Consider the following 26192-nt stretch of genomic DNA (forward strand, 5'->3'; position numbering starts at 1 on the left):
GGTTTGCCCGACGGGATCCATATTACATCAGAAATACCTAAAATAGGCAAAGCATCGTTGTCCGCCTCGTCTTTTTCGGTCGGGAGCGAGCCAGCAAGCCGAACGACAACCGCGGCTTTATCGGAACCTTTTCCGCCCGCCAGGATTTGCGACCAATTGGATTGGAGCGCCGGTATGATCAACGACCTCTGGTATAAGAACGCCGTCATCTACTGCCTCTCCGTCGAGACCTTCATGGATGCGAATGGTGACGGCGTGGGCGATTTTCAGGGGCTGATGCGACGCCTCGACTATCTCTCCGGCCTTGGCGTCACGGCGATCTGGCTGATGCCCTTCCAGACCTCGCCCGGCCGCGACGACGGCTATGACGTTTCCGACTATTACAATGTCGACCCGCGTTACGGTTCGCTCGGCGATTTCGTCGAATTCACCCACGGCGCCAAGCAACGCGGCATCCGGGTGCTGATCGATCTGGTGATCAACCATACATCCAAGGATCATCCCTGGTTTCAGGATGCCAGGAGCGACCCCCAGTCACGCTATCGCGACTGGTACGTCTGGGCCGACAAGAAGCCTGCGAATGCCGATCAGGGAATGGTCTTCCCCGGCGTCCAGAAGACCACCTGGACCCATGACGAAAAGGCCAAGGCCTATTATTTTCACCGCTTCTACGATCACCAGCCCGATCTCAACACCTCGAACCCTCAGGTACAGGCCGAAATACTCAAGATCATGGGCTTCTGGATCCAGCTCGGCGTCTCCGGCTTCCGGATGGATGCCGCTCCCTTCATCATCGCGACGAAAGGCGCCGACGTTGCCAAGCCGGTCGAACAGTTCGACATGCTGCGGAAATTTCGCGAATTCCTGCAATGGCGCCTGGGCGATTCCATCATTCTCGCCGAGGCCAATATCCTGCCGAAGGACAATTTCGAATATTTCGGCGACGACGGCGACCGCATGCAGATGATGTTCAATTTCCAGGTCAATCAGGCGCTGTTTTATGCGCTTGCCAGCGCCGATACGCGGCCGCTGAAGACGGCGATGGAGACGACGAAACCACGCCCGGCGACCGCCCAATGGGGCCTGTTTCTGCGCAACCATGATGAACTGGATCTCGGCAGGCTGTCGGAAAAGCAGCGCGACGCGGTCTTTGCCGCCTTCGGACCCGAAAAGGACATGCAGCTCTATGACCGGGGCATTCGCCGTCGCCTGGCGCCGATGCTCGGCGGCGACCGGCGCAGGATCGAGATGGCCTACAGCCTGCTGTTCTCGCTGCCGGGAACGCCGGTGATCCGCTACGGCGACGAGATCGGCATGGGCGACGATCTGGCCTTGCCGGAGCGCAATTGCGCCCGCACGCCGATGCAGTGGTCGACGGAACCGGAAGGCGGTTTCACCAAAAGCAGAAAGCCTGTCGCACCCGTCATCACGGACGGCCCCTATGGCTTTGAGCACGTCAATGTCGCGGCGCAACGGCGCGATCCCAATTCACTGCTGAACTGGACCGAGCGGATGATCCGGATGCGCAAGGAAGCCCCGGAGATCGGCTGGGGCGATTACTCCGTGGTCGACACCGGTGACGACGGCGTGCTGGCGCTTCGTTACGACTGGCGCGGCAATTCCGTGTTGATCCTGCACAATCTGCATGCGCAGCCGGCGGAAGTGACTTTCGATCCGGACAGAGGCGAAGACGGCCGACAGCTGATCGACATCGCCGATGGCGCTAGCAGCGAGGCCGACGAGAAAGGCTGCCACACCGTCGTGCTCGATGCCTATGGCTATCGCTGGTACCGCGTCGGCGGCCTCGACTATCTCCTCAAGCGCAAGGAGATTTAGGTTCTGCCTACTGGAATTCAAAAATCTGCCGGAAGACACCCGGCGCGATGATCGACAGCGGGTTGATCTGCAGGTTCGGCTGGTCGAACTTGCCGGTGAGTTTGAAGGTAATGCCGATCAGGCCGCGGTCGCTGCCATTGCCGAGGATGACGCCGATCAGCGGCAGTTCGGCAAAGAGCCGGTTGAGGCCGTAGGCCGGCATGAAAGTGCCGGTCATGTCCATATTGCCCTTGCGGTCGCGCACCACGCCCTGGAAAGTCGCACCGATCTGGTCGCCGCGCAGCACGCCGTTCTCGATGCCGACCATTCCATCGCGCGACACGACGCGGGCAAAGCCGCGCTGGAAGCGCTGCGATGAGGTATCGATGTCGCGCTTGACGGCTTCGTTGAGGCTGCGCTGCTCGCTTCCGACGGGCGTCGAGACGATCGAGCGCAGCCGTTGTTCGTTGACGATCGCAAAACGGCGCACGTCGAGCGAACCGTCCCAGCCGCCCTGAGGAGAAAGCCGGATCGCCAGATTGAGCAGGCCGCCCTGCATATGCTGATAGAGGTCAGCGAAACGCGAGACGGCGCCGGCATCGCCGCTGGTGATGTTGATGACGCCGCCATCCTTCATCTGGCTGACCACCGCCTCGCCGCTGTCGGTAACAGCGGAAAAGTTCAGCGTCTGCAGCTTGTCGCCGCGCAGCGACACCTGCGCCTGGAAGTTGCCGATCTTCTCATCGTTGAAACCGATAACGTTTTTCAGCCGGGCGCGCACCGATACGCCGGTGTCGCCACCATCCCCATTATCATCGCCATCGCCCGAGCCCGATTTCAACCGCGCGATCACAGGCCGCGCATCGGCGCTGTCGCCGGAGACCGAGACATCAAAATTCCCCTTGCTGCGTTTCACCGACAGGGCGAAATCGTCAAGCGAGGAGAGTTTGACACTGTCGAAATCGGCCGAGATCAGCCCGGCCTTGCCGACGTTCAGCGATCCTGTAGCGCCGAAACCGTCGCCCTTCAGCCGGAAGTTCTTGATCTGGGTATTGTCGGCCGGGCCGGATGTTTCGAATTCGGCCGACGCTGCAATGCCGCTGCCCTTCGACCAGCCGATCCACGGCAGGTCGAGTTGCGACCGGGTAAGGTCGAGCTGCACGTCCTGGCGGTCGTCGTCGATCCGCGTCAGCACCATCTTGACGCTGCCGCCGACGATACCGGAAAGGCCGGGTATCAGCTTGTTGCGCTGCTCCTCGGAAAGCGTCGCGGTGATCACCCGCTGCCGCTTTGCGCTGTCGGATGCCTCGACCGGTTCGGCAAGATCGATATCGGCGGGGACGCCGTCGATCTGGGCCTTGGCGTCCAGCGTGATCTGTTTCGGGTTGCCGTTCAGCGTGCCGTCGAGATTGCTGATCGTGCGGCCGGAAAACGGCTTGGCAAGATCGATATCTGTGAGCTTCATGGCCGCCGTCCATTCGGCCGGCGGCGGGTTCTGCGAGGAGAGCAGGCCGAAATGCGCCTTCACATTCGCCTCGATCCGCCCCTTGAAATCCTCGGGCGTAAAGCCGGCGCGCTGCAGCACGCGGATCGGCCGGTAGGTCAGAAGCTCGCCGACGGCGTCCGCTGTCCCTGAGATCGCCAGATCGATATCGGCCATCAGCGGCTTATCGTAGGTTGCGGGTATGGCGAAGGTTCCCTGCCCGAGACCGACAGACCGGCCGGAGGGGAAAAACGACGTGCCGCTCTTGATCGCGATCGTCGCAGTGGGGCCGGTCAGGTCGAAATGGGCCGCCATGTCGCGAACCGGCGGAATGTCGCCGGCGACATTCATCCGCGCTCCCGCGATGTCGAAGCCGATGCGGATCTGGTTGGCGTCGAGCTTCAACCCCTTGCCGCCGGCCGCCTCGTCCAGCCTGCCGAAGGGAATGAAGACGGAGATGGAGGCATTGGTGACGGTGCCGCCGAAGAGGTTGCCGTGCACCCAGGTGCGCACCTTGGGCGCCATCCAGAACGGCCACAGCTGCTTGATCGCCGTCGTCTGCATCTGTGCCGACTGGCCGGCAAAACTGATCTCCGGCGATTTGCCGCCGAGCCTGACGTGCAGTGCTCCGTAAAGCGCGCCGAGCGGGCTGGAGACGGTCATGTTGGGAAACAGGAATTCCCGCCCGGCAACTAGGTAGCGCCCGGTCGCCTGGATGTCGAAGGCGATCGGCTGCTCGCCGGAGCCGCCGGGGGCTGCCGTGCCGCCACTGACCAGAAGGTCGATGCCGAAGCCCTTTCCGGCCTGCGGATCGAGCTTGTCGAGATCGATCAGCGCGCCGTTGATCGGCACGGTGGTCGCGCCGAACCGGGCGTTCGACCGGGCAATTTCGAGCGTCTGCTTGTCGAAATCGTAGACGAGGTTGATCTGCCCGCCGGACAGCTCCTGCGCATCGCCATCCGCATAGATCAGGCCGGAACCGATATCGAGCGTCGCTGCCAGCGCCGGCTGCACGCTATCGCGCGCCCTGGTGGCCGACACCGTCAGGTCGGCAAAGGCGTTGAGCCCCTGGCGTATCACGCCCTGATCGTTGCGTTTCAACGCAAAGGGCGTGAGATCGGCATGCTTCAGCGTCGCCACGACCTTCGACACGTGGCCGTCTTCCTTCTCGGCGAGCACATCGAGTTCGGCCACCTCACCGTTGAGCGCGACTTCGCCGCTCAATTGCAGCGAGGATGGGCCGGCATGGGCAAAGACGAGATTGTCGACGACAAGCGACAGCGGACCATTGGCGGTATCGGCAAGCTTGATGTTTATGCCGGAGATGCGCACCGAATTCGTCGAGCCGCGCGTCACGATGCTGTCGAACATATCGAACTGCGAAAAGATCCTTTCCATCGCCGCCGGCATGGCGTCGATGCGCAGATCGTCGAGTTTGATGGGATTGCCCGAGGGAAGAAGCGCCGTATCGAGGGCGATATCCTCCGCTTCGATGTCCGAAACGGCGATGCGGCCGCGGAAAAGCTGCAGCGGATCGAGCCCGAGGCGCACCGAACCCGTCGTCGACAGGTGCTGACCGCTCTCCTGGTCGATCATGTTGACGTTGCGCGCTTCCAGCGCCAGCCGGAAGTCCGAGGTGAAGCGGATGACGGTGGAGCCGACCTCGGCGCGATAGCGCGGTCCGGCGACGCCGTTCAACGCTGCCTGCGCCTGCTGCGAGAGCGGCTTGTCGAACATGCCGCTCTCGACGGTGAAGACGATGGCAGCAAGGATAAGCAGAATCAGTCCCAGAAATCCCAAGGTCAGCTTCGCCGTGCGCCGCATGGGCGAACGCGGCGGTGGGCAATGGACGATGATCGGATCCTCGGCCTGGGCGGACGGCAAGCGGTCCAGCGCAACGATATCCTTCTTGCGAAACGTGACCTTTTCGCCGCGGATGGCTGACATGCGCCTTCGGGCTCTCCCTTAAGTGAAGAATTGAACCCGGCAATGCTGGACGGGTTTCCATCCACTATATAATTCGGGGAGTGACAGTGTCATCCACAAACCCGGCAAAAGAAAGGTTTTCCCAAATGGCGGTTCCCGGCATCGGCGCCACGGCTCCTGATTTCAATCTTCCCCGCGATGGCGGCGGCCGCGTCTCGCTGGCCGAATTCCAGGGCAGGCCGCTCGTCCTGTTCTTCTACCCCAAGGACGACACGACAGGCTGCACCGCAGAATCACTGGCTTTCACCGCATTGGCAAGCGAGTTCGAGGCGGCTGGTGCCGCCGTCATCGGCATGTCGCCCGATTCGGCCGCCTGCCACGACAAGTTCATCAGGAAGCACCGCCTTTCGATGGCGCTGGCCTCGGACGAGGAAAAGACCACGCTGCAGGCCTATGGCGTCTGGAAGGAAAAGAGCATGTACGGCCGCAACTTCATGGGCGTCGAGCGTACCACCTTCCTGATCCGCCAGGACGGCACGATCGCCACCATCTGGCAGAAGGTGAAGGTGCAGGGCCATGCCGAAACCGTGCTCGAGGCCGTGCGGAATCTGGCGGCGTGACCGGCAACCTGACAATAACGTCGCTGCGTGGCGGCGCCATCGATGCCATCCGCTCCGCCGATCTCGACCGCAAGACGGCGCTTGCGCAGGAAAGCGCCACCCGCTGGTTCGAACGCCGGGTGTCGTTGCGCTCGCCGCTCGATGCCGCTTTGCCGGACAGGCCCGGCCGCCCTGAAAAGCCGGTTCTGACGCCGCCGACCCGGGTGGAGAAACGTTCGCTGCATACGCTGAAAGGCCGGATCGCCCTGCTCCATGCCATCGCCCACATCGAGCTCAATGCGGTCGATCTGGCGCTCGATATCGTCGCGCGTTTCGCAACGGAACAGGTGCCGAATTCCTTCTTCGACGGCTGGATGCAGGTTGCCTTCGAGGAGGCGAAACATTTCCGCATGGTGCGCACCCGCCTCAACGATCTCGGCGCCGATTACGGCGATCTTCCCGCCCATGACGGGCTGTGGCAGGCCGCTCATTCGACGCGCAAAGACCTCACCGCAAGGCTCGCCGTCGTGCCGCTGATTCTCGAAGCCCGCGGCCTCGACGTCACGCCGTCGCTGCAGGCAAAGATGCGCCAGACCGGCGATCTCGAAAGTGCTGCGGTCCTCGACGTCATCTACAACGACGAGAAAGGCCATGTCGCCGTCGGCGCCAAATGGTTTCGCTTCCTTTGCGCGCGGGAGAAGCGCGACCCGGCAAAAGCCTTCCAGGAGCTGGTGCGCGCCAATTTCCGCGGGCCGCTGAAGCCGCCCTTCAATGACCTCGCCCGCGCCGAGGCGGGGCTGACCCCGTCTTTCTACCGCTCGCTCGCATCGATCAGCCACGCTTGAAATCGCTGGTATTTTCTACACGGACAGCGACAAAGAAAGCATTTGTTAACCATAAGAGTGTCTAATTTTCCGAAAGAGGCGTAGCGCATCAATCGGGAGAGCCTGCGTGAACAGCGGACATCAGCACCGGGTATTCGGCAGGCGAGCGCAGGAACACATCCTGATCCTGGCAAGCGGCGACAAGGTCCGCCACATGACGGTGCGGCCGTGGATGGCAGCGGTGGCCTTCTGCTTCGTCGGCGTCTTTTCGATCGGCTACCTCCTCGCCACCTCCTATCTCGTGCTGCGCGACGATCTGATCGGCGCCACCATGGCGCGGCAAGCCCGCATGCAGCACGACTATGAAGACCGCATCGCCGCGCTGCGTGCTCAGGTCGACCGCATCACCTCCCGCCAGCTTCTCGACCAGCAGGTGGTCGAAGACAAGGTCGACAAGCTGATGGAGCAGCAAATGGCGCTGACCTCGCGCCACGGCAAGCTCGACAATCTGCTCGACCGGGCCGAAAGCTCCGGCCTGACGGAAAAGGACGGCGCTGCGCCTGCCCCGTCTTCCCCCATTCAGTCTTATGCTCCCGATATCAAGGACAAGCGCGCCTCGCTTGGTGGTGGCGGCATCGAGGCAATCGAAAAACAGCTGGCGAGCGGCGCGCCCGCCGATGCGACGCCCGACAACTCGACGCTTGCCTATGTGCCGTCCGCTGAAACCGTCGGCGATCGCGCCGACCGCATCTTCTCCAACGTCACGCTGTCGTTGAAGGGTGTCGAACAGGACCAGCGCAACCGCGTCGAGCAGTTGACGAGCGATGCCGGCAATGCCGCCAACGCCATTGCGACAGTGCTGACCCGCTTCAAAATCCCGACGCCGGCAGAGACCGCTGCTGAGAAGGACGACGACGCCGTCGGCGGCCCATATGTCGAGCCGGAAAGCAACGACGACTTCAACAATTCGCTGGTGGCGCTCGACAGCGCGCTGACGCGGCTCGAAGCGGTGCGCAGCACCGCCGAATCCCTGCCCTTCCGCAATCCCGCCATCGGCAAGGAAGTGACCAGCCCGTTCGGCAATCGCCGTGACCCTTTCCTCGGCCGCCTGGCGCTCCATTCCGGCATCGACTTCCGCTTTGCTCCAGGCGAGAGGATACGCCCGACGGCGCCCGGTAAGGTCATTGCGGCCGGCTGGACCGGCGGCTACGGCAACATGGTCGAAGTCGATCACGGCAACGGTATCTCGACGCGCTACGGGCATATGTCGGAAGTGCTGGTCAAGGTCGGCGACACGGTCGACCGCAATGACGTCATCGGCCTTGCAGGCAGCACCGGCCGCTCGACGGGGACGCATCTGCACTATGAAGTGCGCCAGGACGGCCACGCCGTCGATCCAGTATATTTCATGAATGCCGGCCTTAAACTCGCCACCTATATCAAGTAACAGCCATCAGGTAACCATCGCATCACTCTGCACGGGGTGCGGCCTCTCTATTTCTTGACTTGCCGGCCATTCGGGGTTATGTCGCGCTGCATTGCGGCATGCAATCCCGCCGACTCGTTCAGAGCTCGGCCGAACCGGAACGGAAACAGTTTTCCCTTTGACGACATTCGCTGACCTTGGCTTGAGCCAAAAAGTGCTATCCGCTGTTACCGATGCGGGCTACACGATACCCACGCCTATTCAGGCGGGAGCCATTCCCTTTGCGCTCGAGCGCCGCGATATTTGCGGCATCGCGCAGACGGGCACCGGCAAGACGGCATCCTTCGTTCTGCCGATGCTGTCGCTTCTGGAAAAGGGCCGCGCCCGCGCCCGCATGCCCCGCACGCTGATTCTCGAGCCGACGCGCGAACTCGCCGCCCAGGTCGCCGAGAATTTCGAAAAATACGGCAAGAACCACCGCCTCAACGTTGCCCTTCTGATCGGCGGCGTTTCCTTCGAGGACCAGGACCGCAAGCTCGAGCGCGGCGCCGACGTGCTGATCTGCACACCCGGCCGCCTGCTCGACCATTTCGAGCGCGGCAAGCTGCTGATGAGCGGCGTCGAGATCCTCGTCATCGACGAGGCCGACCGCATGCTCGACATGGGCTTCATTCCCGATATCGAGCGCATCGCCAAGATGATCCCGTTCACCCGCCAGACGCTGTTTTTCTCGGCAACCATGCCGCCGGAGATCCAGAAGCTCGCCGACCGCTTCCTGCAGAATCCCGAGCGCATCGAGGTGGCAAAGCCCGCGTCGGCCGCAAAGACTGTGACCCAGCGCTTCGTCGCCTCGCACGGCAAGGATTACGAGAAGCGCGCCGTTCTGCGTGAACTCGTCCGCGCCCAGGGCGAACTCAAGAACGCCATCGTCTTCTGCAACCGCAAGAAGGATGTCGCCGACCTCTTCCGGTCGCTGGAACGCCACGGCTTCTCCGTCGGCGCCCTGCATGGCGACATGGATCAGCGTTCCCGCACGACGACGCTGCAGAGCTTCCGTGACGGCAACCTTCAGCTCTTGGTTGCCTCCGACGTCGCAGCCCGAGGCCTCGACATTCCCGATGTCAGCCACGTCTTCAATTTCGACGTGCCGATCCATTCCGAGGATTATGTCCATCGCATTGGCCGCACCGGCCGTGCCGGCCGCTCTGGCGCCGCCTTCACGCTCGTCACCAAGCGCGACACCAAATTCGTCGATGCGATCGAAAAGCTGATTGGCGAAAAGATCGAATGGCTGAGCGGCGATGTCAATTCCCTGCCGCCGGCAGAAGAAAGCGCCGACAGCGAGCGCCCGCGGCGCAACAGCCGCGAGCGTGGCGCAAAGGGTGAACGAGGCGACAGGGATCGCGGACGCGGGCGCGGCAATCGCAGCGCTGCGGGTCATAAATCTGATAACGACATACAGGATAATGACGTCCAAGTGATTCAGGCAGCACCAGTAAAGGCCGACATCGTGAAGCACGAGCGCAAAGCAGAGCAGAAGCCGCAAAACAATGCGCGCAACAGCCGGCCTTATCCGGCAAACGACGACAGCCGCGACCGCCGCCGCCATCGCGACCATGATGACGGCCCGACCCCGGTCGGCTTCGGCGACGATATCCCCGCCTTCATGCTGATCGCCGGCAGCGCCAAGATTTGAGCGTTGCCATGGCCAGGCCCGGTCTCGATTTTCCGGGCTTCGGCGTCGGCCTGGTCATTCTGCGCGACGCCAGGATCCTTCTCTACAAGCGCATGCGCGCGCCTGAAGCCGGCTACTGGAATATCGTCGGCGGCAAGGTCGATCATATGGAGCCGGCCGAGCAAGCCGCGCGCCGAGAGGCCGAAGAAGAAACCGGCCTCAAGATCGGCCGTATCGAGCGCATCGGCATGACCGAGCAGATCATCGATACCGACCGCCAGCACTGGATTTCGCTTCTCTATCTCGCCCGCGATGTCGAGGGCGAGCCGCAATTGACCGAACCGGACAAGCTTTCGGATTTCGGCTGGTTTCCCCTGACGGATTTGCCGGAACCGCTGTCGGCCTTCACCAGGGCGGCGATCGCAGCCTTGCCGTCCGCTGAACGAAACGAATAATCATTCGGCGCGAAGCGACGCTTCATAGGCAAGCCGCACCCATTTCGCCATCAGATCGGGATCGTCATAGGCCTCGTCGGGGATCGACCAGTAGGGCATTTTCACCGGCTTGCCCTTCTTGCCCTCATAGCTCCACTGCGTGGCGCCGGCGGCGGCAAATTCCGGGGCGCTCGTCTCGTCCGCCTTCAGCAGCATCTCGTCCCGCACTTCGAGCGCGATGATGCGCCCGAGATGATAGATGCCCTTGCCGCCGAACATGCGCTTGACCGTGACGGGGCCGAGCCCCTGAAACATTTCCTCGATCCCGGCATTGTCCATGCTCTATTCCCTTGAAATCCTGTCGCCGCTCAAATCACAGCGCGTGATAATCCCGGTTCATATAGAGGAGCGCCGGGTGCTTCTCGCTGAAGCGGACGGCTGCGACCTCGCCGAAGATGACATTGTGCGTCGGCATTTCCTTGATATCGGTCACCCGGCAATCGAAGGCGGCGAGCGCATCGGCGAGCACCGGCGCGCCGGTAACCAGCGTCTCGAAACGGGCGCTGCCGAAACGGGCATCATCGGCAAGCGCCGTGCGCCCGAGCGTGTTGAGTACGAAGATGCCGCTGCGGAAAAAGATCTCGTTCTTCGGATTGGTGTTGTTGAGGCAGATCAGCACAGAGGCGGGATTGTCGGAGACCGAGCAGGCGGCGGTGATGGTGACACCGCGGCGCATGCCTTCCATCGCCGTCGTCACGAGCTGCACATGGCCGGCATAACGGCTCATGGCATCGCGATAAAGGCCAGGGTCGATATGCTGCCTGTTCAACACCTGCTTCTCCCTTGCGCTCTTCTGTCTACTGCATAGCTCCCTAAATCGGCATCGTTTAAACGACGAAAACTATGCAGCAATCGAAAGTGCTACAGCCTTTTCCGCACATCCGAAAAGACGCACGTCGCTGCCGTTCGACTTGCTATCGCGCCAATATGGCGAGCATCGGTTACCTTTTCTACAATAGGACCGGTGAAAAGCGCCGCGTTCCGCTTGTTTTTCTTTGACGATCGCGGCCTTGCGGATAAAAGGGCATGGACGATGGCTAGGGATCTCCGCCTTTCATGATCAACCTGCGAGGGATAGCAGCCTTTCTGGTGCTGCTGGGAGCGGCGGCGCAAGCCCATGCGGCCGGCGTGACGATCGGCATCGTTGCCCCTCAGAACGGCCCGCTCGCTTTGCTCGGCACCCAGATTGCCACTGGGACCGGTTTCGAGATCCAGCAATCCGGAAATACGCTCGTCGCCGTCAACGAGAGCTGTGAGGACAATAGCGGTGCGGCGGTTGCCGATGCGCTCGTCAATGCCAACGTGCAGATCGCAATCGGCTTTCTCTGCAGCGAGACGCTGGAAGGCGCGCTGCCGAAGCTGAAGGACGCCGGCATCCCCGCCATCACCGTCTCGGTGCGCTCCCGCATCCTGATGGAAGATGCCCTGAAAAACGGCTGGCCGCTTTTCCGCCTGGCGCCCGCCGACGGCACCGAGGCGGCAAAGATCATCGAAGTGATCCTCAAGGACTGGGCGGCCGATCCGATCGCGCTGATCGAGGACGGCACCATTCATGGCCGCGAACTGACGGAAGCGGTGCGCAATGCGCTGGAGCAGAACGGCCTGAAGCCGGTCTTTACCGACACCTACCGGCCGGGACAGGAGCAGCAGATCGCCCTTGTCCGCCGCCTGAAACGGGCTGGCGCCACACGGGTCTTCATCGGCGGCGACCGCAACGATGTCGCCGTCATCGCCCGCGACGCCAAGGCGGAAAACATCCCGCTGTCCATTCTCGGCGGTGACGCCATGCGCGCCGCCGACCAGCCGCTGCCGCTGAATACGGGCGTACGCGCCGTCGCTCTGCCGGAATATGCCCTGCTTCAGGAGGGCGCAGCGGCGGCCGAGACGCTGCGCGCCAAAGGCATCGAGCCGGAAGGTTATGTCCTGCCGTCGCTGGCTGCGGCACGCATTGCCGGCCAGGCGGTGGAAGCCGCCGCTCAAGCGGGCAAGCCCTTGCAGGAGACGCTTCTCGGCACGACATTCCAGACACCTGTCGGCGCTGTGACCTTCAACGGAACGCATGAGCTTTCGCAAAATCCCTACCGCCTGCTCGAATGGCGCGGAAACGGCTTTTTCCCACCCGGCGCGCCGACGCAATAAAGGGCGCGCCAGCCTTGAATCCGGCCGCCGCGGTCCAATGGCGGCCCATACGGAGTAAGACCTGATGACGCTGCCCATTCGTATTGCCCCCTCGATCCTCGCGGCGGATTTCGCCAGGCTCGGCGAGGAGGTGCGCGACGTGACGGCCGCCGGCGCCGACTGGATCCATCTCGACGTGATGGACGGCCATTTCGTGCCGAACATCTCCTTCGGCCCTGACGTCATCAAGTCGCTGCGCTCCTATACCTCTGCCACTTTCGACTGCCACCTGATGATCTCGCCGGTCGACGACTATCTCGAAGCCTTCGCCAAGGCCGGCTGCGACCGCATCACCGTGCATGCCGAAGCCGGGCCGCATCTGCACCGCTCGCTGCAGACCATTCGCAATCTCGGCAAGAAGGTCGGGGTCACGATCAATCCGGCCACCCCGCTCACCGCCATCGAGAACGTGCTCGACGATGTCGATCTCATCCTGATCATGTCGGTCAATCCCGGCTTCGGCGGGCAGAAATTCATTCCGGCGATGGCCGCCAAGATCGCCGCCGCGAAATCACTGATCGGTGACAGGCCGATCGAACTTCAGGTGGACGGCGGCGTCACGGTCGAAACGGCCCCGGCGATCGCGCGCGCGGGCGGCAACGTCCTCGTCGCCGGCTCGGCGATTTTCAAGGGCGATACGGTCGAGGATTATCGCAAGACCGTCGCCGATCTGCGTCAGGCAGCCGAAGGGGCACGAAAATGATGAAGCGTCTTGTCATTGGCGGCATGCTTGCCGTCGCTTTTGCCGGCCTGCCGGCAATGTCACTTGCCGGCGATATCGCCAGCGTCCAGCCGATCGGCTTTTCGGCCGATGGCAAGGTCTTCGCCTTTCAGGAGTTCGGTATCGAGGAGGGCGGGAATGTCCCCTATTCCGAAACCTATTTCATCGATACCGAAAACGGCCAGTATCTCGAGGGTACGCCGTTCCGCACAGAGTTGACCGAGAAGGACGCCAATCTTTCCAAGGCGCGGCGGCAGAACCTGACGGCGGCGCGCAGCCAGATGGACAAATACGATCTCTTGACCAATCCCGGCCTGATCGCCGCCTTCAATCCGCCGACCGAACTCGGTTCTCCCGCAAAGACGATCCGCTACACCACGCTTGCGACCGACGGTCCGCCGAAGGCGCCCTATACGCTTTCGCTCGGCGAGTTGCCGATAGCGGCGCCGAAGGACTGCGCGGCGGTCGCCAAGCGGGTCCTCGGCTTCAGCCTGCAGATGATCGAGAAGGAAGGCGCTCCGAACCGGCAGGCGGGGCGCCAAGTGCAAACGGTCCCGGCCGAGCGCGCGTGCTCGGTCGAATATCGGATCGGCGGCGCCGTGGTCTATCAGCCGGAGGGCGCAAACCCGGTTCACATCGCCCTCGTGCTGGCCTTTGATGCCTCAAGGAACGGCCGCTGGATCGCCGTTCCGGTTCATCCCTGAGCGCCTCAGGATGGACCGTCTAAGGGCGGCAAAGCCGCCCTATCCCGATCTGGTTGCCGGCGCATTGCTTTGGGGCACGCAGATGCTGGCCGCCGCCATGCTCGGCCTTTACCTGCGCAACGGCCTGCAGACGAGCCGGCTTGGCGAAATCGCCGCCCTCTATTTTCTCGGCGGCCTGCTCTCGTGGCCCTTCGCCCTGCCGGTCGCCCGCTTCCTTGCCTATAACAGGCCGGCGGAGGCGCGGTTCGCCGCTTTTTTCGTGACGTTGACAGCGGCGACGATCGCCATGACCGCCTTTCTCTTCGCCATGGAATACCGGATCTTCTATTCGCGCTGGCATGCCCCCTTCGGCAGCGTCGTCTGGGCCTTCCAGTTCGTCTTCACCAGTATCAGCGCCGTCTACCAGTTCCTGGTGATCGGCCTGCGCCTTTTCCTGCCGCTCGGCCTCGTCTGCCTTGTCGTCAGCAGTTATCATCTTGCCAAACGCATGCGTTGAGATTGCCGCCCGTCTTTGCTACAGGGGCGCTAAAGCAATTTCAGCAAAAGTGCCCAGCGGTTTTGTCAGGCAAAGCGCGAAGCGATTTTGCCGGGAATTGCGTAAAGACAAATCTTCGACGAACAAACCTCTCGAAATGAAGGCAGCCGCCCATGATCCCGCGTTATTCCCGGCCCGAAATGGTCGCCATCTGGTCTCCTGAAACCAAGTTCCGCATCTGGTTCGAGATCGAGGCGCATGCCTGCGACGCGCTGGCCGAGCTCGGGGTCATCCCGAAATCGGCAGCAAAGACGATCTGGGAAAAGGGTGGGGCCGCCACCTTCGACGTCGCCCGCATCGACGAGATCGAGGCCGTCACCAAGCATGACGTCATCGCCTTCCTGACCCATCTCGCCGAGATCGTCGGCCCGGATGCCCGCTTCGTCCACCAGGGCATGACCTCGTCTGATGTGCTCGACACCTGCTTCAACGTCCAGCTGGTGCGCGCCACCGATATTCTGATTGCCGATATCGACCGCCTGCTTGCAGCGCTCAAAACCCGCGCCTTCGAACATAAGGACACCGTCACCATCGGCCGTTCGCACGGCATTCATGCCGAGCCCACCACCTTCGGCGTCAAGCTGGCGCTTGCCTATGCCGAATTCGAGCGCTGCCGCCAGCGCTTGGTTGCCGCCCGCGAGGAAGTCGCGACCTGCGCCATCTCGGGCGCCGTCGGCACCTTCGCCAATATCGACCCGCGCGTCGAGGAACATGTGGCCGAGGCGCTTGGCCTGAAGGCCGAGCCGGTCTCGACCCAGGTCATCCCGCGCGACCGCCACGCCATGTACTTCGCCACCCTCGGCGTCGTCGCCTCGTCGATCGAGCGCCTCGCGACCGAAATCCGCCACCTGCAGCGCACCGAGGTGCTGGAGGCCGAAGAATACTTCTCGCCCGGCCAGAAGGGCTCCTCGGCCATGCCCCACAAGCGCAACCCGGTGCTGACCGAGAACCTCACCGGCCTTGCCCGCATGGTCCGCTCCTACGCCCTGCCGGCCATGGAAAACGTCGCCCTCTGGCACGAGCGCGATATCTCCCACTCCTCGGTCGAACGCATGATCGGCCCCGACGCCACCGTCACCCTCGACTTCGCCCTCTCGCGCTTGGCCGGCGTCATCGAAAAGCTGCTGGTCTATCCTGAGAACATGGAGAAGAACCTCAACAAATTCCGCGGCCTCGTCCACTCCCAGCGCGTCCTCCTGGCACTGACCCAGGCAGGCACCTCCCGCGAAGACGCCTACCGCCTGGTGCAGCGCAACGCCATGAAGGTCTGGGAACAGGGCAAGGATTTCTTGGAAGAACTGCTGGCGGATGCTGAGGTGCGCGCTGCGCTTTCCGAGGAGGATATTCGGGAGAAGTTCGATCTTGGGTATCACACCAAACATGTCGATACGATTTTCCGGCGGGTGTTTGGCTAGGCGTGAGCGGAGTCGCGATCGGCATTTAGGAATAGAAGCAGAGCAGGATCGATGTTTGCTTCAGAAGGGCGCGTGAAATCGCGCCAAGACAATCAGCACGGCGACGATCGTGATCGGAAACGGCCACCATATCGGCCGTCTCGTCGCCTATATGACACTTGCAACCGACCGCAGCTATATGGTCAGCGTCATAAGCTCCAGCCCCTCCCGAGCGCAGGCATGGCATCGAATCCTTCCCGCAAGGCTTGCCATCCTCGGCCGGGACGGACAGCCCGAAGGTCACTAACGCTGCCGTCACCGTCCAGGTCTTCGACCCCGCCGCCTTCGGTGGCCGCGCATAGAGGCTACAGAGAACGTTAATGCCCGTGGTCAATGTCGAAGATCGCTCGATCTTAACGATTCGGTCAGTGCGTGAAGGGGATCGTGCTCTCCGGGCATGATCCACAATCAGGGACTTAACAATGCGATGGTATTTCTTAATTTCATTAAAAATATTAATGGAAACAGAGAAAAAATACGGTCTGTACGCGATAGTTTGCGGCCTTTTGATTTCTGTACTCGCGTGGATTCCGTTGACGGTTGTTGTAACAGCCCTGTCTTCGGAGTTCGCAATTGGAGTGCTCCCGAAGTTGTGCGTTATACTGATATTTTCACCAGCAATTATTCTGTTTTATGCTTCGTTTTCCTTGTTGGCGGATGAAGTTTTTGGGTACTTAACGGGACGAGCCGCGTTTGGAACACAACCTGGTTCTCTCAAGCGCAAAATTCGACAGATGGTGGGATCTTAAAAAAATGGGTAGTGGAACTGAAGGGGCAGGCGAAGTCAGCGGAGCATCGCCATCTTTGTATTCGACGCCATTCCGGAACCGGATGCGCAGCAACTCAAAGGCCAGCCGGCAAAGGAGCTGCAAAGCGTCATTCCGATCGGCAACGCGCAGCGCGTCCAGCAGGATAGGTAAGGACTCCCGACAATGATCGGCCTATCTCTGCTTCGCCGGCTTGGCTGAAACTCGTCGCTTCCGCGCCTCCGCCTTTTTCGACGGCACCGCCTGCACTGCCTCTGTCTCCATTGTCCTGCAAGCCTCCGTCTCGCCCCTGCCCTTGGCAGCCTTGGCGACCAGTTCGTCCAAACGCTTCAACTCCTCCTCGTCTAGATTTTCGATGCCGATGAAGCGGTTTTCGGCATGGCTCGTCAGGATGATTTCGTTGAGTTTGGCCTGGATCGCCCTGGTGTCGCGCGTCTGGGCGTTCTGCAGCACGAAGACCATCAGGAAAGTGATGATCGTCGTGCCCGTGTTGATGACCAACTGCCAGGTTTCCGAATAGTCGAAGACGGGGCCAAGTGCCGCCCAGATGATGACGGCGATGAGCGCCAGGATGAAGATGACGGGTTTGCCTGCCCATTCCGATATCTTGCTCGCGAAGCGGGCAAACAGATGCTTCATCGTCACCTCCGAAATCCTCCCACAAGCCGGTCACACATAACGCGGCGAGAGGTCTTGAGGTTCCGGGAATGGCGAAGGCGTTTCGGGGATCGCGAGAGTTCGCGATCCCCGGAAACCTCTGATTACGCTGCTTCCCGCGCAATCAGCTTGCGATAGAGATGCCAGGTCGCGTGGCCGAGGATCGGGATGACGAGCGCAAGCCCGGCAAAGACCGGGATCGTGCCGATGACGAGCAGCGCTGCGACGATCAGGCCCCAGAGCAGCACCGGCACCGGATTGGCGACCGTCGCCCGGATCGAGGCGATGACGGCGGCCACTGCGCCGACATCGCGGTCGAGTAGCAGCGGAAAGGTGATCACGGATATCGAAAGCACGACGAGCGCGAAGACGAAGCCGATCAGATTGCCCCAGATGATCAGCTGCATGCCCTCGGGCGTGCCGAAGACCTGGCGGAAGAAATCCGCCATGCTGCGCGGAAACACTTCGCCGAGCAGATTGCTGTAGAGCGTCTGCGCCGTCACCAGCCAGACGACGAAAATGGCACAAAGCATCAGCCCGACCGCGACGATCGACGGCAGCGCCGGCGAGTGGCGCACGTCGAGTGCATGCGTCCATGAGGTGTCGAGACCGGCCTCGCGCCGGCGGCTGATCTCGTAGAGGCCGATCGCCGCGATTGGGCCGAGCAGCACGAAGCCCGCCATCAGCGGGAAGACCATCGGCAAAAGATTGGCCCCCGAAGTCCACAGCGTCAGGAAGACGCCGGCGATCGGGTACATCAGGCATAGGAACACGTAGTGGGACGGTTTCTCCATGAAATCGTCGAACCCGCGCTTCAGCGCGTCGAAGACGTCGGCGATACCGATGCGATTGACCACGGGCCGCGCGAAGCTTTCGCCTGCACCCGTCATGACATGAAATGCCGCCATGGCTTTCTCCTCCTCAGCCGAGACCTGGTCGGCGGCGGGCGCGCATCGGCGGGCAAGCCGACACGAAATCCGCAACCGGCACTGGAGCAATATAGCAAAGCTCAGCGCCCGTGTCGCTCTTTCCCTTCACATCGCCTCTTGACATCTTGGACAAGCTTTCTCACATCGGCGACACTATGAAAGCCTCAGACGCAGATATCCTCATCATCCCCGGCTACACCAATTCCGGCCCGAGCCACTGGCAGAGCCGCTGGGAGGCGAAGCTCAGCACGGCGCGGCGCGTCGAGCAGGCGGAATGGACAAAGCCGGTTCGCGAGGACTGGATCGCCCGGATCGCCGAGGAGGTGAACGCCTCGACCCGCCCGGTCGTGCTCGTCGCCCATTCGCTTGGTGTCGCCTCGGCCATCCACGCCATCCCGCTTTTCCGCAAGCCGGTGGCCGGCGCCTTCCTCGTTGCCCCGCCCGATGTCGCCAATCCCGACATCCGCCCGAAGCACCTGATGACCTTCGGCCCCTACCCGCGCGATCCGCTGCCCTTCCCGTCGATCACGGTGGCCAGCCGCAACGATCCGTTCGGCAGCTATGAACATGCCGACGATATTGCCAGTAGCTGGGGCTCCTTCCTCGTCGATGCCGGCGAATCCGGTCATATCAATGCCGATTCCGGTCACGGCCCCTGGCCGGAGGGCACGATGGTCTTCGCCCAGTTCCTCAGCAGACTCTCCAGCTGATGGAGGAAAACTCGCCTTCTCGCTAGTTAAGCAAGTGCTTTCTAAGTCTTTCTTAATGGAATGACAGCAAACTGCACCGAGATTGAAATAAGCGAGAATGCCCGTGAAGAAAGCCCATCCAGAGGCCGACAATCCCCATGTCGAGGCTGCAGTGGCCGAGACAGGTGCAGGCAATGGAGCGACCGACGATTCCGACCTGGCCGATCGGGAAAGCCGATGGAACCATGCGCTCGTCGGCTCGGGCCTCGGCGTATGGGATCACAACTTCCGTCTCGGCCGGAAATTTTATTCGCGGACGTGGAAGACCATGCGCGGCATGGCGCCAGACGAGGAGGCCGCCGGCGATTACGACGCCTGGCTGCAGCTCGTCCACCCCGATGATCGCGATTTCGTCGTCCATGCCATCGAGCGGCAAAATGTCGGCGATCCGGATTTCCAGATCTTCCAGTATCGAGAGCGCCACCGGGACGGCCACTGGATCTGGATCGACTGCCGCGGCGCCTGCGTGGAATGGGACGAGAGCGGCATGCCGACGCGCATCGTCGGCACGGATACCGATATCACCGCCCGCAAGGAGGCCGAGGAGACGCTGGCGCGTCTGTCGCGCCGGCTCGATCTGGCGCTGGAGATTTCCCGCATCGGCGTTTTCGAGGCGGATATCGACAATGACACGGTGGAATGGGACGATCGCCTCATCGCCATTTACGGACTGAAAGGCGCCGCACACCAGATCGCCAGTGACGCCTGGGCGAAAAGCCTGCATCCCGAGGACCGCGAGCGCGTGCTGGGCCTGTCCGACCGCAGCGTCGAAAGCGGCAGTGATTTCCAGCAGGAATACCGCATCATCCGCGGCGACGGCGCCGAACGCGTCATCCGCGCCCGCTCAGCCTTCTTCGTCGACGGCAACGGCCACCGCAAGCTGATCGGCGCCAATTGGGATGTCACCGCCGAAGTCGCGCTCCGCAACGAGCTGCAGCGCGCCAGAGATCTGGCCGAGGCCCGCAATCGCGAACTCGAGGCCGCCAAGGAGAGCATCGAGCGCCTGGCACTGCACGATTACCTCACCGACCTGCCGAACCGCCGCTATCTCGACAAGATGCTGGACGATCGCTCGTCCGAGTGCCGGGCCAAAGGCCTTGGGCTGGCGGTCCTGCATATCGATCTCGACCGTTTCAAGCAGATCAACGACACGCTCGGCCACCGGGCCGGCGATGCCATGCTCAAACATGCCGCAAGCGTGCTCAGAAACTCCGTCCGCGCCGCCGATTTCGTCGCCCGCATCGGCGGCGACGAATTCGTCATTCTCTGCACCGTCGATCCCGGGTCGAAGAAGATCGCCGGCCTTGCTCAACGCATCATTCGCGAATTGCGCAAACCCGTCAGATATGAGGGGCACGACTGCCGTTTCGGCGCCAGCATCGGCATCGCCATCGATAGCGGGCCGAAGCTCGACGCCAAGCAGGCGCTGCTCGATGCCGATATCGCGCTCTATCGCGCCAAGGGCCTCGGCCGCAACCGCTTCGAATTTTTCTCGGCCTCCGCCCGCCGCGACATCATCTCCGCCAAGCACCTCGCCGACGAGATCCTGATCGGTCTCGAGCGCAATGAATTCGTGCCCTTCTATCAGTTGCAGTTCGACGCCCGCACGCTCGATGTCACAGGCGTCGAAACGCTTGCCCGCTGGCAGCACCCGGTGCACGGGCTGCTGACACCTGATCGCTTCCTCGATATCGCCGAGGATCTCGACGTCGTCTCGACCATCGATGCCCTGATCCTGGAGCGCGCCCTTGCCGACCGCCGCGCCTGGATCAAGGACGGGCTCTCGGTTCCGAAAATATCGGTCAACGTTTCCGCCAGGCGGCTTGCCGATCCCGATCTCGGCAAGAAGCTCCGCGCCCTCAAGATTACGCCCGGCACCATCTCCTTCGAATTGCTGGAATCGATCTCGCTCGACGATTGCGACGAGGCGGTGGCCGCCAATCTGAAAAAGCTGCGCAAACTCGGCATCGACATCCAGATCGATGATTTCGGCACCGGCCACGCCTCGATCGTCAGCCTGCTGCGTTTGAGCCCGAAGACGCTGAAGATCGACCGCGAGCTGATCCGCATGCTGCCGCAATCGGCCGAGCAGCGCAAACTGGTCGGGTCGATCATCGATATCGGCCGCTCGCTTGACATTCTCGTCATCGCCGAGGGGGTCGAGACTTCAGATCATATCCGCATTCTCGAAGAACTGGACTGCGACACGCTGCAGGGCTACGCGCTCGCGCGGCCGATGCCGGCCATGCAAATCCCCTCCTTCATCCGCGCCGGAAGCTGGCGCCACGGGCAAATCGCCGCCCGCGCCCTGCAGACGCACCTTCGCCGCGCGCTGCGAAGCAGAGCCGCCAAATAAAACCTGCTGCAAGCAGCCCGTCATTTCGCCGTCATTTCACCGTACAGGAAATGGCGCTAGACTTGTCTGGCGAATTCAATCGATTCTCTTGGCGGTATTCCGTAAAATCAGAAACCGGGGCCAGAATACGGAAACCGGTGCCAGAATACGGAAACGGGGGCCAGGATACGGAAAAAAGGGAAGGAGCGACAGGCGGATTGTGAAACCCACTCTTTTCCTTTAAGGGGACGCCACGAGATCGATCCACTCGCGCTATCCCAAGAGCGCCAACAACAGAGAATGACCACGATGAACCGTCGCCGCCGTATTTACGAGGGCAAGGCAAAGATTCTGTATGAAGGTCCGGAACCGGGCACTTTGATCCAGTTCTTCAAGGACGATGCCACTGCCTTCAACAAGAAGAAGCACGAAGTCATCGATGGCAAGGGCGTCCTCAACAACCGCATTTCCGAATATATCTTCAGCCATCTGAACAAGATCGGCATCCCCACCCATTTCATCCGCCGGCTCAATATGCGCGAGCAGCTGATCAAGGAAGTGGAGATGATCCCGCTGGAGATCGTCGTGCGCAACGTCGCCGCCGGTTCGCTCGCCAAGCGTCTCGGGATCGATGAAGGCGTAGTCCTGCCGCGCTCGATCATTGAATTCTACTACAAGTCCGACGCGCTTGACGATCCGATGGTCTCCGAAGAGCACATCACCGCCTTCGGCTGGGCCAATCCCGCCGAGCTCGACGACATCATGGCGCTTGCCATCCGCGTCAACGACTTCATGACCGGCCTCTTTCTGGGCGTCGGCATCCAACTCGTCGACTTCAAGATCGAATGCGGCCGCCTCTTCGAAGGCGATCTGATGCGCATCATCCTCGCCGACGAGATCTCGCCGGACAGCTGCCGGCTGTGGGATATCGAGACCCACGAGAAGATGGACAAGGACCGTTTCCGCCGCGATCTCGGCGGGTTGCTCGAAGCCTATTCCGAAGTGGCGCGCCGTCTCGGCATCATCAATGAAAACGAGCCTGTGCGCGGCACCGGGCCAGTTCTCGTCAAGTAAGGCAGGAAAGACAAAGTGATCAAGGCTCGTGTCACCGTCACGCTGAAAAACGGCGTTCTCGATCCCCAAGGCAAGGCCATCGAAGGCGCGCTCGGCGCCCTCGGCTTCTCGGGCGTCGGCCATATAAGACAAGGCAAGGTCTTCGACTTGGAGCTTGAAGGCGCCGACAAGTCGAAGACCGAAGCCGACCTCAAGGCCATGTGCGAAAAACTCCTCGCCAACACGGTGATCGAGAATTACGCGATCGCGATCGACTGACGATCACGGCCCCGTCATCCGGCGGACTTTGAGGATTTGGCGTCATGATGAAAGCAAAGCTGGAGACGGAAGTCTCGAAATACATGAGCTATGTTTTGCGTCATGCGCCGGAGGCCGCGGGTTTGACGCTTGATGCCGAGGGCTGGGTATCGTTCGATGCGCTCGAAAAAGCGGTGGCGACGAAATATGACGTTTCCCGCGCCGATATTATCGAGATTGTCGAAAACAATCCGAAGAAGCGCTTCACCCTCGCTGATAACAGAATTCGCGCCAATCAGGGTCACACCGTCGATGTCGATCTCGCCTTGAACCCGGTCGAGCCGCCTGCCGCTCTGTTTCACGGCACGTCTCAGACGAACTGGCCGTCGATCGAGCGCGAAGGCTTGCAGAAGATGCAGCGGCACCATGTTCATCTCTCGGCGAATGTCGAAACCGCGAAAATCGTCGCAATGCGCCGCAAGGGTAAACATATCATCCTGCGTGTGGATGCGGCCCGCATGTTTTCGGAAGGTCATTCTTTCTTTGTCTCCGACAATGGAGTATGGCTCGCCGAAAGCGTTCCAGTTCAATATCTTTCGCTAGACGCAGGGACCCCATGAAATCAGCCGTCGTTCAACTTCCGGGCCTCAACCGCGACCGCGACATGATCGCCGCCTTGACCAAGATCTCCGGCAAGGCCCCCGTGACGATCTGGCAGACGGAGACCGAGATCCCCGATGTCGACCTGATCGTCATCCCCGGCGGCTTCTCCTACGGCGATTACCTGCGCTGCGGCGCCATCGCCGCCCGCATGCCGGTCATGCAGGCGATCATCGACAAGGCGGCAAAGGGCGTGAAGGTGCTCGGCGTCTGCAACGGCTTCCAGATCCTCGTCGAGGCCGGCCTGCTGCCGGGCGCACTGATGCGCAATGCCTCGCTGAAATTCGTCTGCCGCGAAGTCAAGCTCGAGGTCGTCAATGCCGAGACGGACTTCACCCGCGCCTATGCGCGGGGGCAGGTCATCCGCAGCCCGGTCGCTCATCATGACGGCAATTATTTCGCCGATGCAGCCACGCTGGCGGCGATCGAAGGCAAGGGCCAGGTGGTGTTCCGTTATGCCGAAGGCACCAATCCGAACGGCTCGATCAACGATATCGCCGGCGTGATGAACGAAAAGGGCAATGTGCTCGGCATGATGCCGCATCCGGAGAACCTGATCGAGGCCGCCCATGGCGGCTCGGACGGCCGTGGCCTCTTTGCCTCGGCGCTCGATGTCATCGCTGCCTGAAATCCTTTCATCCGGATCTGGAGCAAGATCGATGCGCCCTCGCCTTTCCGCAAACGCCGCCCTGCTCGCCGCTCTCGCAGCGATCGTCGCCGCCTGCCAGTCGTCGCCGGCCCCCACAGGTCCGGACCGCGCAGCACTGCCGACGATGGAACGCGTGGCGCTCGGCGCCAATGCCTGCTGGTTCAAATCGGGCGATCCAGCCTTTGCAGCCTATAAACTCGCGCCGGAACTCAATTCCTTCTCCGGCCGGCCACGTATCCTGCTCGTCCACAAGGGCAGCCCTGAAGCCCGGCCGCTGCTCGTCGTCCAGGCCGAGGGAAGCCCGTCGCGACTCCAGGCCTTCGGTCCGATGATGTCGGAGCCGGCCGCCGGCCGCATCGCCGCCGACGTCAACCGCTGGTCTGGCGGCAACAAGGCCTGCAGCTGATCATCCCAGCTGCAGGAAGCCCGCTCAGTCCCAGAAAAACGACTTGCCGATTTCGCGGGCCGCGTCGGACTGCGACACCCCGATATCCTTCAGTCCGGCTGCCGTAAGCTCCCTCAACGCACGCCGTCCTTCCCGCTTCTGATGCCCGAGACGAATGGCCGCCCAGATCCGCCCCAAACGCGTCGTCGCCTCAACTGGCACGTCGGGGAGGATAATTTGCCTCCTATCGTCGTAAGAGACAATTGGTACAATTGGCATTTTTATCTCAGGCAAGGCAGACATTCCAGGATTCCTTTTGGACAACCGTTGGAATTGACTCATACGCTTGACTGACACAATGCGCCAATATATACAATTGTCACCATGACAAATTGGCTTCCCGATATTTCCCGCGGTTCCGGACCAGTCTACCTCCGGCTTGCCGACAGCATCGAATCCGCCATATCGACCGGCGCCCTGCCGGCCGGCAGCAAATTGCCGCCGCAACGGAACCTCGCCTATGATATCGGCGTGACGATCGGCACGATCGGCCGCGCCTATGCGCTGGTTCACGAGCGCGGTCTCGTCGCCGGCGAAGTCGGGCGCGGCACTTATGTGCTCAACCGCTCCGAGACGCCGCCGAGTGAACAGATCGATCCGTTGACCATCTCGCTCGGCGGCACCCGCTTCCAGGATGCCCCCGCCAACAAGATCCGTTTCGATACGACAGCCGCTCCCGATCTCGGCCAGGGCAAGATCATAGCAGGTATCCTTTCCGAGATCGGCGAACAGCATCTCGCGGAAATCTCATCTTATTCCCGGAGTTTTCCGCCGAACTGGTTCGAAGCCGGCCGCCGCTGGCTTGCCCGCAGCGGCTGGACACCGGAGGCCGAAAACATCGTGCCGACGCTCGGCGCTCATGCGGCGGCAATTGCCGTCATCGCCGCCGTCTCCGCACCGGGCGACAAGATCGTCTTCGAGAACCTCACCTATACGCAGGTCAGCCGCAGCGCTCGCCTTCTCGGCCGCCGCACGCTGACGGTCGAATCCGATGAGATCGGCGTGATCCCCGAGGATTTCGAGCGGGTTTGCCAGCAGCAGCATCCCAAAGTCGCCTTCCTGATGCCTACCGTTCACAATCCGACGGTGGCGATCATGCCCTATGAACGGCGTGCGGCAATTGCCGGCATTGCCAGGAAGCACGGCGTCTGGCTGATCGAGGACGATCTCTACGGCGGCATGGCCGACGACGATACGCCGCTCATCGCCTCGCTGGCGCCCGACCGCACCTTCCTCGTCAATGGCCTGTCGAAATCGGTCGCCGCCGGCGTGCGCGGCGGCTGGGTCGCCTGCCCGCCGCATTTTGCCCAGCGCATCAGGGTGACGCACAGAATGATCACCGGCGGCCTGCCCTTCATCCTGGCAGAAACCTGTGCGCGCCTCGTCGAAAGCGGCATGGCGCATGAGATCCGCAAGCAGAGTGTCGAGGAACTCTCCCGGCGCGTTCGCCTTGTCCGCGAGCAGCTGCAGGGCTTCGATTTCGCATCGCACCCGCATGCGCCCTTCCTCTGGCTGAAACTGCCGGAGCCCTGGATGTCGGGCACCTTCAAGAATGCCGCTTTGCGCGACGGCGTGCTCGTCGACGACGAGGACGAATTCAAGGCGGCCCGCGGCGAGAAATCCTATCATCGCGTTCGCGTCGGCTTCTCTTCGCCGAAGACCAGTCAAGAACTGATCTCCGGCTTGATGATCCTGCGCCGGCTGCTGGAAAATGGCGGTTCTGCCTATGATGGTGAGATATGACCTGTTGCAAATACACGTCATAAATTAGAAAAAGCGCAGGCGTCCACGTCGAGCGCCTTCCCGACTCAACCTTCGTGCTACGTCTTTGTATTCCCGCCTGACGCGAATCAAAG

The 26192-nt window shown here is 61.8% G+C and carries 26 protein-coding genes; 20 read left to right on the plus strand and 6 right to left on the minus strand.

Annotated elements, in window-relative coordinates:
* Positions 1-174: 174 nt before the first annotated feature.
* Positions 175-1836 carry an alpha-amylase family protein gene (locus RHEC894_RS11550; RefSeq protein WP_085737366.1) on the plus strand — a complete coding sequence of 554 codons (1662 nt, stop codon included), beginning with the start codon at positions 175-177 and terminating at the stop codon, positions 1834-1836.
* A gap of 7 nt (positions 1837-1843) precedes the next feature.
* Here RHEC894_RS11550 and RHEC894_RS11555 read toward each other — a convergent pair whose 3' ends face one another.
* On the minus strand, positions 1844-5245 hold the full coding sequence (locus RHEC894_RS11555) for an AsmA-like C-terminal domain-containing protein (RefSeq protein ID WP_085737367.1): 3402 nt from the start codon (positions 5243-5245) through the stop codon (positions 1844-1846).
* Positions 5246-5370: 125 nt separating this feature from the next.
* On the opposite strand from RHEC894_RS11555, the gene RHEC894_RS11560 reads away from it, so the two are divergent.
* The 5 genes from RHEC894_RS11560 to RHEC894_RS11580 all read left to right on the plus strand — a co-directional run bounded on the left by RHEC894_RS11560 (position 5371) and on the right by RHEC894_RS11580 (position 10203).
* The gene (locus RHEC894_RS11560; RefSeq protein WP_085737368.1) at positions 5371-5844 is read left to right on the plus strand and encodes a peroxiredoxin; all 474 of its coding nucleotides are present in this window, start codon (positions 5371-5373) and stop codon (positions 5842-5844) included.
* The gene (locus RHEC894_RS11565; RefSeq protein ID WP_085737369.1) at positions 5841-6668 is read left to right on the plus strand and encodes a ferritin-like domain-containing protein; all 828 of its coding nucleotides are present in this window, start codon (positions 5841-5843) and stop codon (positions 6666-6668) included. The genes RHEC894_RS11560 and RHEC894_RS11565 overlap by 4 nt, the downstream gene beginning before the upstream one ends.
* 106 nt (positions 6669-6774) lie before the next feature.
* Complete coding sequence (locus tag RHEC894_RS11570; protein ID WP_085737370.1) at positions 6775-8094, plus strand: peptidoglycan DD-metalloendopeptidase family protein; 1320 nt, start codon at positions 6775-6777, stop codon at positions 8092-8094.
* Between the two features lie 157 nt (positions 8095-8251).
* Positions 8252-9769, plus strand: a complete 1518-nt coding sequence (locus RHEC894_RS11575; protein WP_085737371.1) for a DEAD/DEAH box helicase — start codon at positions 8252-8254, stop codon at positions 9767-9769.
* A gap of 8 nt (positions 9770-9777) precedes the next feature.
* A complete protein-coding gene (locus RHEC894_RS11580) occupies positions 9778-10203 on the plus strand; it encodes an NUDIX domain-containing protein (RefSeq protein ID WP_010066023.1) in 426 nt (141 codons plus the stop codon).
* Here RHEC894_RS11580 and RHEC894_RS11585 read toward each other — a convergent pair whose 3' ends face one another.
* Together RHEC894_RS11585 and RHEC894_RS11590 are read right to left on the minus strand one after the other, a co-directional pair.
* Positions 10204-10521, minus strand: coding sequence for a TfoX/Sxy family protein (locus RHEC894_RS11585; RefSeq protein WP_085737372.1), 318 nt, complete (start codon positions 10519-10521; stop codon positions 10204-10206).
* 34 nt (positions 10522-10555) lie between these two features.
* Positions 10556-11014: a flavin reductase gene (locus RHEC894_RS11590; RefSeq protein ID WP_085737373.1), complete on the minus strand. Its 459-nt coding sequence runs from the start codon at positions 11012-11014 to the stop codon at positions 10556-10558.
* 284 nt (positions 11015-11298) lie between these two features.
* Here RHEC894_RS11590 and RHEC894_RS11595 point away from each other — a divergent pair, with 284 nt between their 5' ends.
* The 6 genes from RHEC894_RS11595 (at position 11299) to RHEC894_RS32980 (ending at position 16081) form a co-directional block, all read left to right on the plus strand.
* Complete coding sequence (locus RHEC894_RS11595; protein ID WP_085737374.1) at positions 11299-12381, plus strand: branched-chain amino acid ABC transporter substrate-binding protein; 1083 nt, start codon at positions 11299-11301, stop codon at positions 12379-12381.
* Between the two features lie 64 nt (positions 12382-12445).
* A complete protein-coding gene (rpe, locus tag RHEC894_RS11600; protein WP_085737375.1) occupies positions 12446-13123 on the plus strand; it encodes a ribulose-phosphate 3-epimerase in 678 nt (225 codons plus the stop codon).
* Entirely contained in the window at positions 13120-13845 is a 726-nt protein-coding gene (locus tag RHEC894_RS11605) for a DUF2259 domain-containing protein (protein ID WP_085737376.1), read from the plus strand. The genes rpe and RHEC894_RS11605 overlap by 4 nt, the downstream gene beginning before the upstream one ends.
* Before the next feature lie 10 nt (positions 13846-13855).
* On the plus strand, positions 13856-14341 hold the full coding sequence (locus tag RHEC894_RS11610) for a hypothetical protein (RefSeq protein WP_085737377.1): 486 nt from the start codon (positions 13856-13858) through the stop codon (positions 14339-14341).
* A 152-nt stretch (positions 14342-14493) separates the two neighbouring features.
* Positions 14494-15795 (plus strand): adenylosuccinate lyase, encoded by a 1302-nt coding sequence (gene purB / locus RHEC894_RS11615; protein WP_010069378.1) that lies wholly within the window; start codon positions 14494-14496, stop codon positions 15793-15795.
* 109 nt (positions 15796-15904) lie between these two features.
* Positions 15905-16081, plus strand: a complete 177-nt coding sequence (locus tag RHEC894_RS32980) for a hypothetical protein (RefSeq protein ID WP_010069379.1) — start codon at positions 15905-15907, stop codon at positions 16079-16081.
* A gap of 694 nt (positions 16082-16775) precedes the next feature.
* On the opposite strand, the gene RHEC894_RS11620 is transcribed toward RHEC894_RS32980, so the two are convergent.
* Entirely contained in the window at positions 16776-17240 is a 465-nt protein-coding gene (locus RHEC894_RS11620; RefSeq protein WP_010069380.1) for a low affinity iron permease family protein, read from the minus strand.
* Between the two features lie 122 nt (positions 17241-17362).
* Positions 17363-18166, minus strand: coding sequence for a DUF2189 domain-containing protein (locus RHEC894_RS11625; protein WP_085737378.1), 804 nt, complete (start codon positions 18164-18166; stop codon positions 17363-17365).
* 176 nt (positions 18167-18342) lie between these two features.
* Between RHEC894_RS11625 and RHEC894_RS11630 the strand changes: the two genes are divergently transcribed.
* The 7 genes from RHEC894_RS11630 (at position 18343) to RHEC894_RS11660 (ending at position 24297) form a co-directional block, all read left to right on the plus strand.
* The gene (locus RHEC894_RS11630) at positions 18343-18897 is read left to right on the plus strand and encodes an alpha/beta hydrolase (protein ID WP_085738949.1); all 555 of its coding nucleotides are present in this window, start codon (positions 18343-18345) and stop codon (positions 18895-18897) included.
* 97 nt (positions 18898-18994) lie between these two features.
* Positions 18995-21292, plus strand: a complete 2298-nt coding sequence (locus tag RHEC894_RS11635) for an EAL domain-containing protein (RefSeq protein ID WP_085737379.1) — start codon at positions 18995-18997, stop codon at positions 21290-21292.
* A gap of 288 nt (positions 21293-21580) precedes the next feature.
* Positions 21581-22345 (plus strand): phosphoribosylaminoimidazolesuccinocarboxamide synthase, encoded by a 765-nt coding sequence (gene purC, locus RHEC894_RS11640; RefSeq protein WP_003568927.1) that lies wholly within the window; start codon positions 21581-21583, stop codon positions 22343-22345.
* 15 nt (positions 22346-22360) lie between these two features.
* Entirely contained in the window at positions 22361-22603 is a 243-nt protein-coding gene (gene purS, locus RHEC894_RS11645; protein ID WP_085737380.1) for a phosphoribosylformylglycinamidine synthase subunit PurS, read from the plus strand.
* Between the two features lie 44 nt (positions 22604-22647).
* The gene (locus RHEC894_RS11650) at positions 22648-23202 is read left to right on the plus strand and encodes an RNA 2'-phosphotransferase (RefSeq protein ID WP_085737381.1); all 555 of its coding nucleotides are present in this window, start codon (positions 22648-22650) and stop codon (positions 23200-23202) included.
* The gene (purQ, locus tag RHEC894_RS11655; RefSeq protein WP_085737382.1) at positions 23199-23870 is read left to right on the plus strand and encodes a phosphoribosylformylglycinamidine synthase subunit PurQ; all 672 of its coding nucleotides are present in this window, start codon (positions 23199-23201) and stop codon (positions 23868-23870) included. Before RHEC894_RS11650 ends, purQ begins: the two co-directional genes overlap by 4 nt.
* A 31-nt stretch (positions 23871-23901) precedes the next feature.
* The gene (locus RHEC894_RS11660) at positions 23902-24297 is read left to right on the plus strand and encodes a hypothetical protein (RefSeq protein ID WP_085737383.1); all 396 of its coding nucleotides are present in this window, start codon (positions 23902-23904) and stop codon (positions 24295-24297) included.
* Between the two features lie 24 nt (positions 24298-24321).
* Here the strand turns inward: RHEC894_RS11660 and RHEC894_RS11665 are convergent, their stop codons facing one another.
* Entirely contained in the window at positions 24322-24579 is a 258-nt protein-coding gene (locus RHEC894_RS11665) for a DUF1127 domain-containing protein (RefSeq protein WP_085737384.1), read from the minus strand.
* A gap of 81 nt (positions 24580-24660) precedes the next feature.
* Between RHEC894_RS11665 and RHEC894_RS11670 the strand changes: the two genes are divergently transcribed.
* A complete protein-coding gene (locus RHEC894_RS11670; protein ID WP_085737385.1) occupies positions 24661-26079 on the plus strand; it encodes a PLP-dependent aminotransferase family protein in 1419 nt (472 codons plus the stop codon).
* Positions 26080-26192 lie beyond the last annotated feature (113 nt).

Source organism: Rhizobium sp. CIAT894 (genome assembly GCF_000172795.2).
Classification (GTDB): Bacteria; Pseudomonadota; Alphaproteobacteria; order Rhizobiales; family Rhizobiaceae; genus Rhizobium.

What these genes read in the sequence shown, in the direction of transcription:
- RHEC894_RS11550 (WP_085737366.1), top strand. Translation starts at nt 175, where the DNA reads ATGATCAACGACCTCTGGTATAAGAACGCCGTCATCTACTGCCTCTCC.
- RHEC894_RS11555 (WP_085737367.1), bottom strand. Translation starts at nt 5,245, where the DNA reads ATGTCAGCCATCCGCGGCGAAAAGGTCACGTTTCGCAAGAAGGATATC.
- RHEC894_RS11560 (WP_085737368.1), top strand. Translation starts at nt 5,371, where the DNA reads ATGGCGGTTCCCGGCATCGGCGCCACGGCTCCTGATTTCAATCTTCCC.
- RHEC894_RS11580 (WP_010066023.1), top strand. Translation starts at nt 9,778, where the DNA reads ATGGCCAGGCCCGGTCTCGATTTTCCGGGCTTCGGCGTCGGCCTGGTC.
- RHEC894_RS11585 (WP_085737372.1), bottom strand. Translation starts at nt 10,521, where the DNA reads ATGGACAATGCCGGGATCGAGGAAATGTTTCAGGGGCTCGGCCCCGTC.
- RHEC894_RS11595 (WP_085737374.1), top strand. Translation starts at nt 11,299, where the DNA reads ATGATCAACCTGCGAGGGATAGCAGCCTTTCTGGTGCTGCTGGGAGCG.
- rpe (WP_085737375.1), top strand. Translation starts at nt 12,446, where the DNA reads ATGACGCTGCCCATTCGTATTGCCCCCTCGATCCTCGCGGCGGATTTC.
- RHEC894_RS11605 (WP_085737376.1), top strand. Translation starts at nt 13,120, where the DNA reads ATGATGAAGCGTCTTGTCATTGGCGGCATGCTTGCCGTCGCTTTTGCC.
- RHEC894_RS11610 (WP_085737377.1), top strand. Translation starts at nt 13,856, where the DNA reads ATGGACCGTCTAAGGGCGGCAAAGCCGCCCTATCCCGATCTGGTTGCC.
- purB (WP_010069378.1), top strand. Translation starts at nt 14,494, where the DNA reads ATGATCCCGCGTTATTCCCGGCCCGAAATGGTCGCCATCTGGTCTCCT.
- RHEC894_RS11620 (WP_010069380.1), bottom strand. Translation starts at nt 17,240, where the DNA reads ATGAAGCATCTGTTTGCCCGCTTCGCGAGCAAGATATCGGAATGGGCA.
- RHEC894_RS11625 (WP_085737378.1), bottom strand. Translation starts at nt 18,166, where the DNA reads ATGGCGGCATTTCATGTCATGACGGGTGCAGGCGAAAGCTTCGCGCGG.
- RHEC894_RS11630 (WP_085738949.1), top strand. Translation starts at nt 18,343, where the DNA reads ATGAAAGCCTCAGACGCAGATATCCTCATCATCCCCGGCTACACCAAT.
- RHEC894_RS11635 (WP_085737379.1), top strand. Translation starts at nt 18,995, where the DNA reads ATGCCCGTGAAGAAAGCCCATCCAGAGGCCGACAATCCCCATGTCGAG.
- purC (WP_003568927.1), top strand. Translation starts at nt 21,581, where the DNA reads ATGAACCGTCGCCGCCGTATTTACGAGGGCAAGGCAAAGATTCTGTAT.
- RHEC894_RS11650 (WP_085737381.1), top strand. Translation starts at nt 22,648, where the DNA reads ATGATGAAAGCAAAGCTGGAGACGGAAGTCTCGAAATACATGAGCTAT.
- purQ (WP_085737382.1), top strand. Translation starts at nt 23,199, where the DNA reads ATGAAATCAGCCGTCGTTCAACTTCCGGGCCTCAACCGCGACCGCGAC.
- RHEC894_RS11660 (WP_085737383.1), top strand. Translation starts at nt 23,902, where the DNA reads ATGCGCCCTCGCCTTTCCGCAAACGCCGCCCTGCTCGCCGCTCTCGCA.
- RHEC894_RS11665 (WP_085737384.1), bottom strand. Translation starts at nt 24,579, where the DNA reads ATGTCTGCCTTGCCTGAGATAAAAATGCCAATTGTACCAATTGTCTCT.
- RHEC894_RS11670 (WP_085737385.1), top strand. Translation starts at nt 24,661, where the DNA reads ATGACAAATTGGCTTCCCGATATTTCCCGCGGTTCCGGACCAGTCTAC.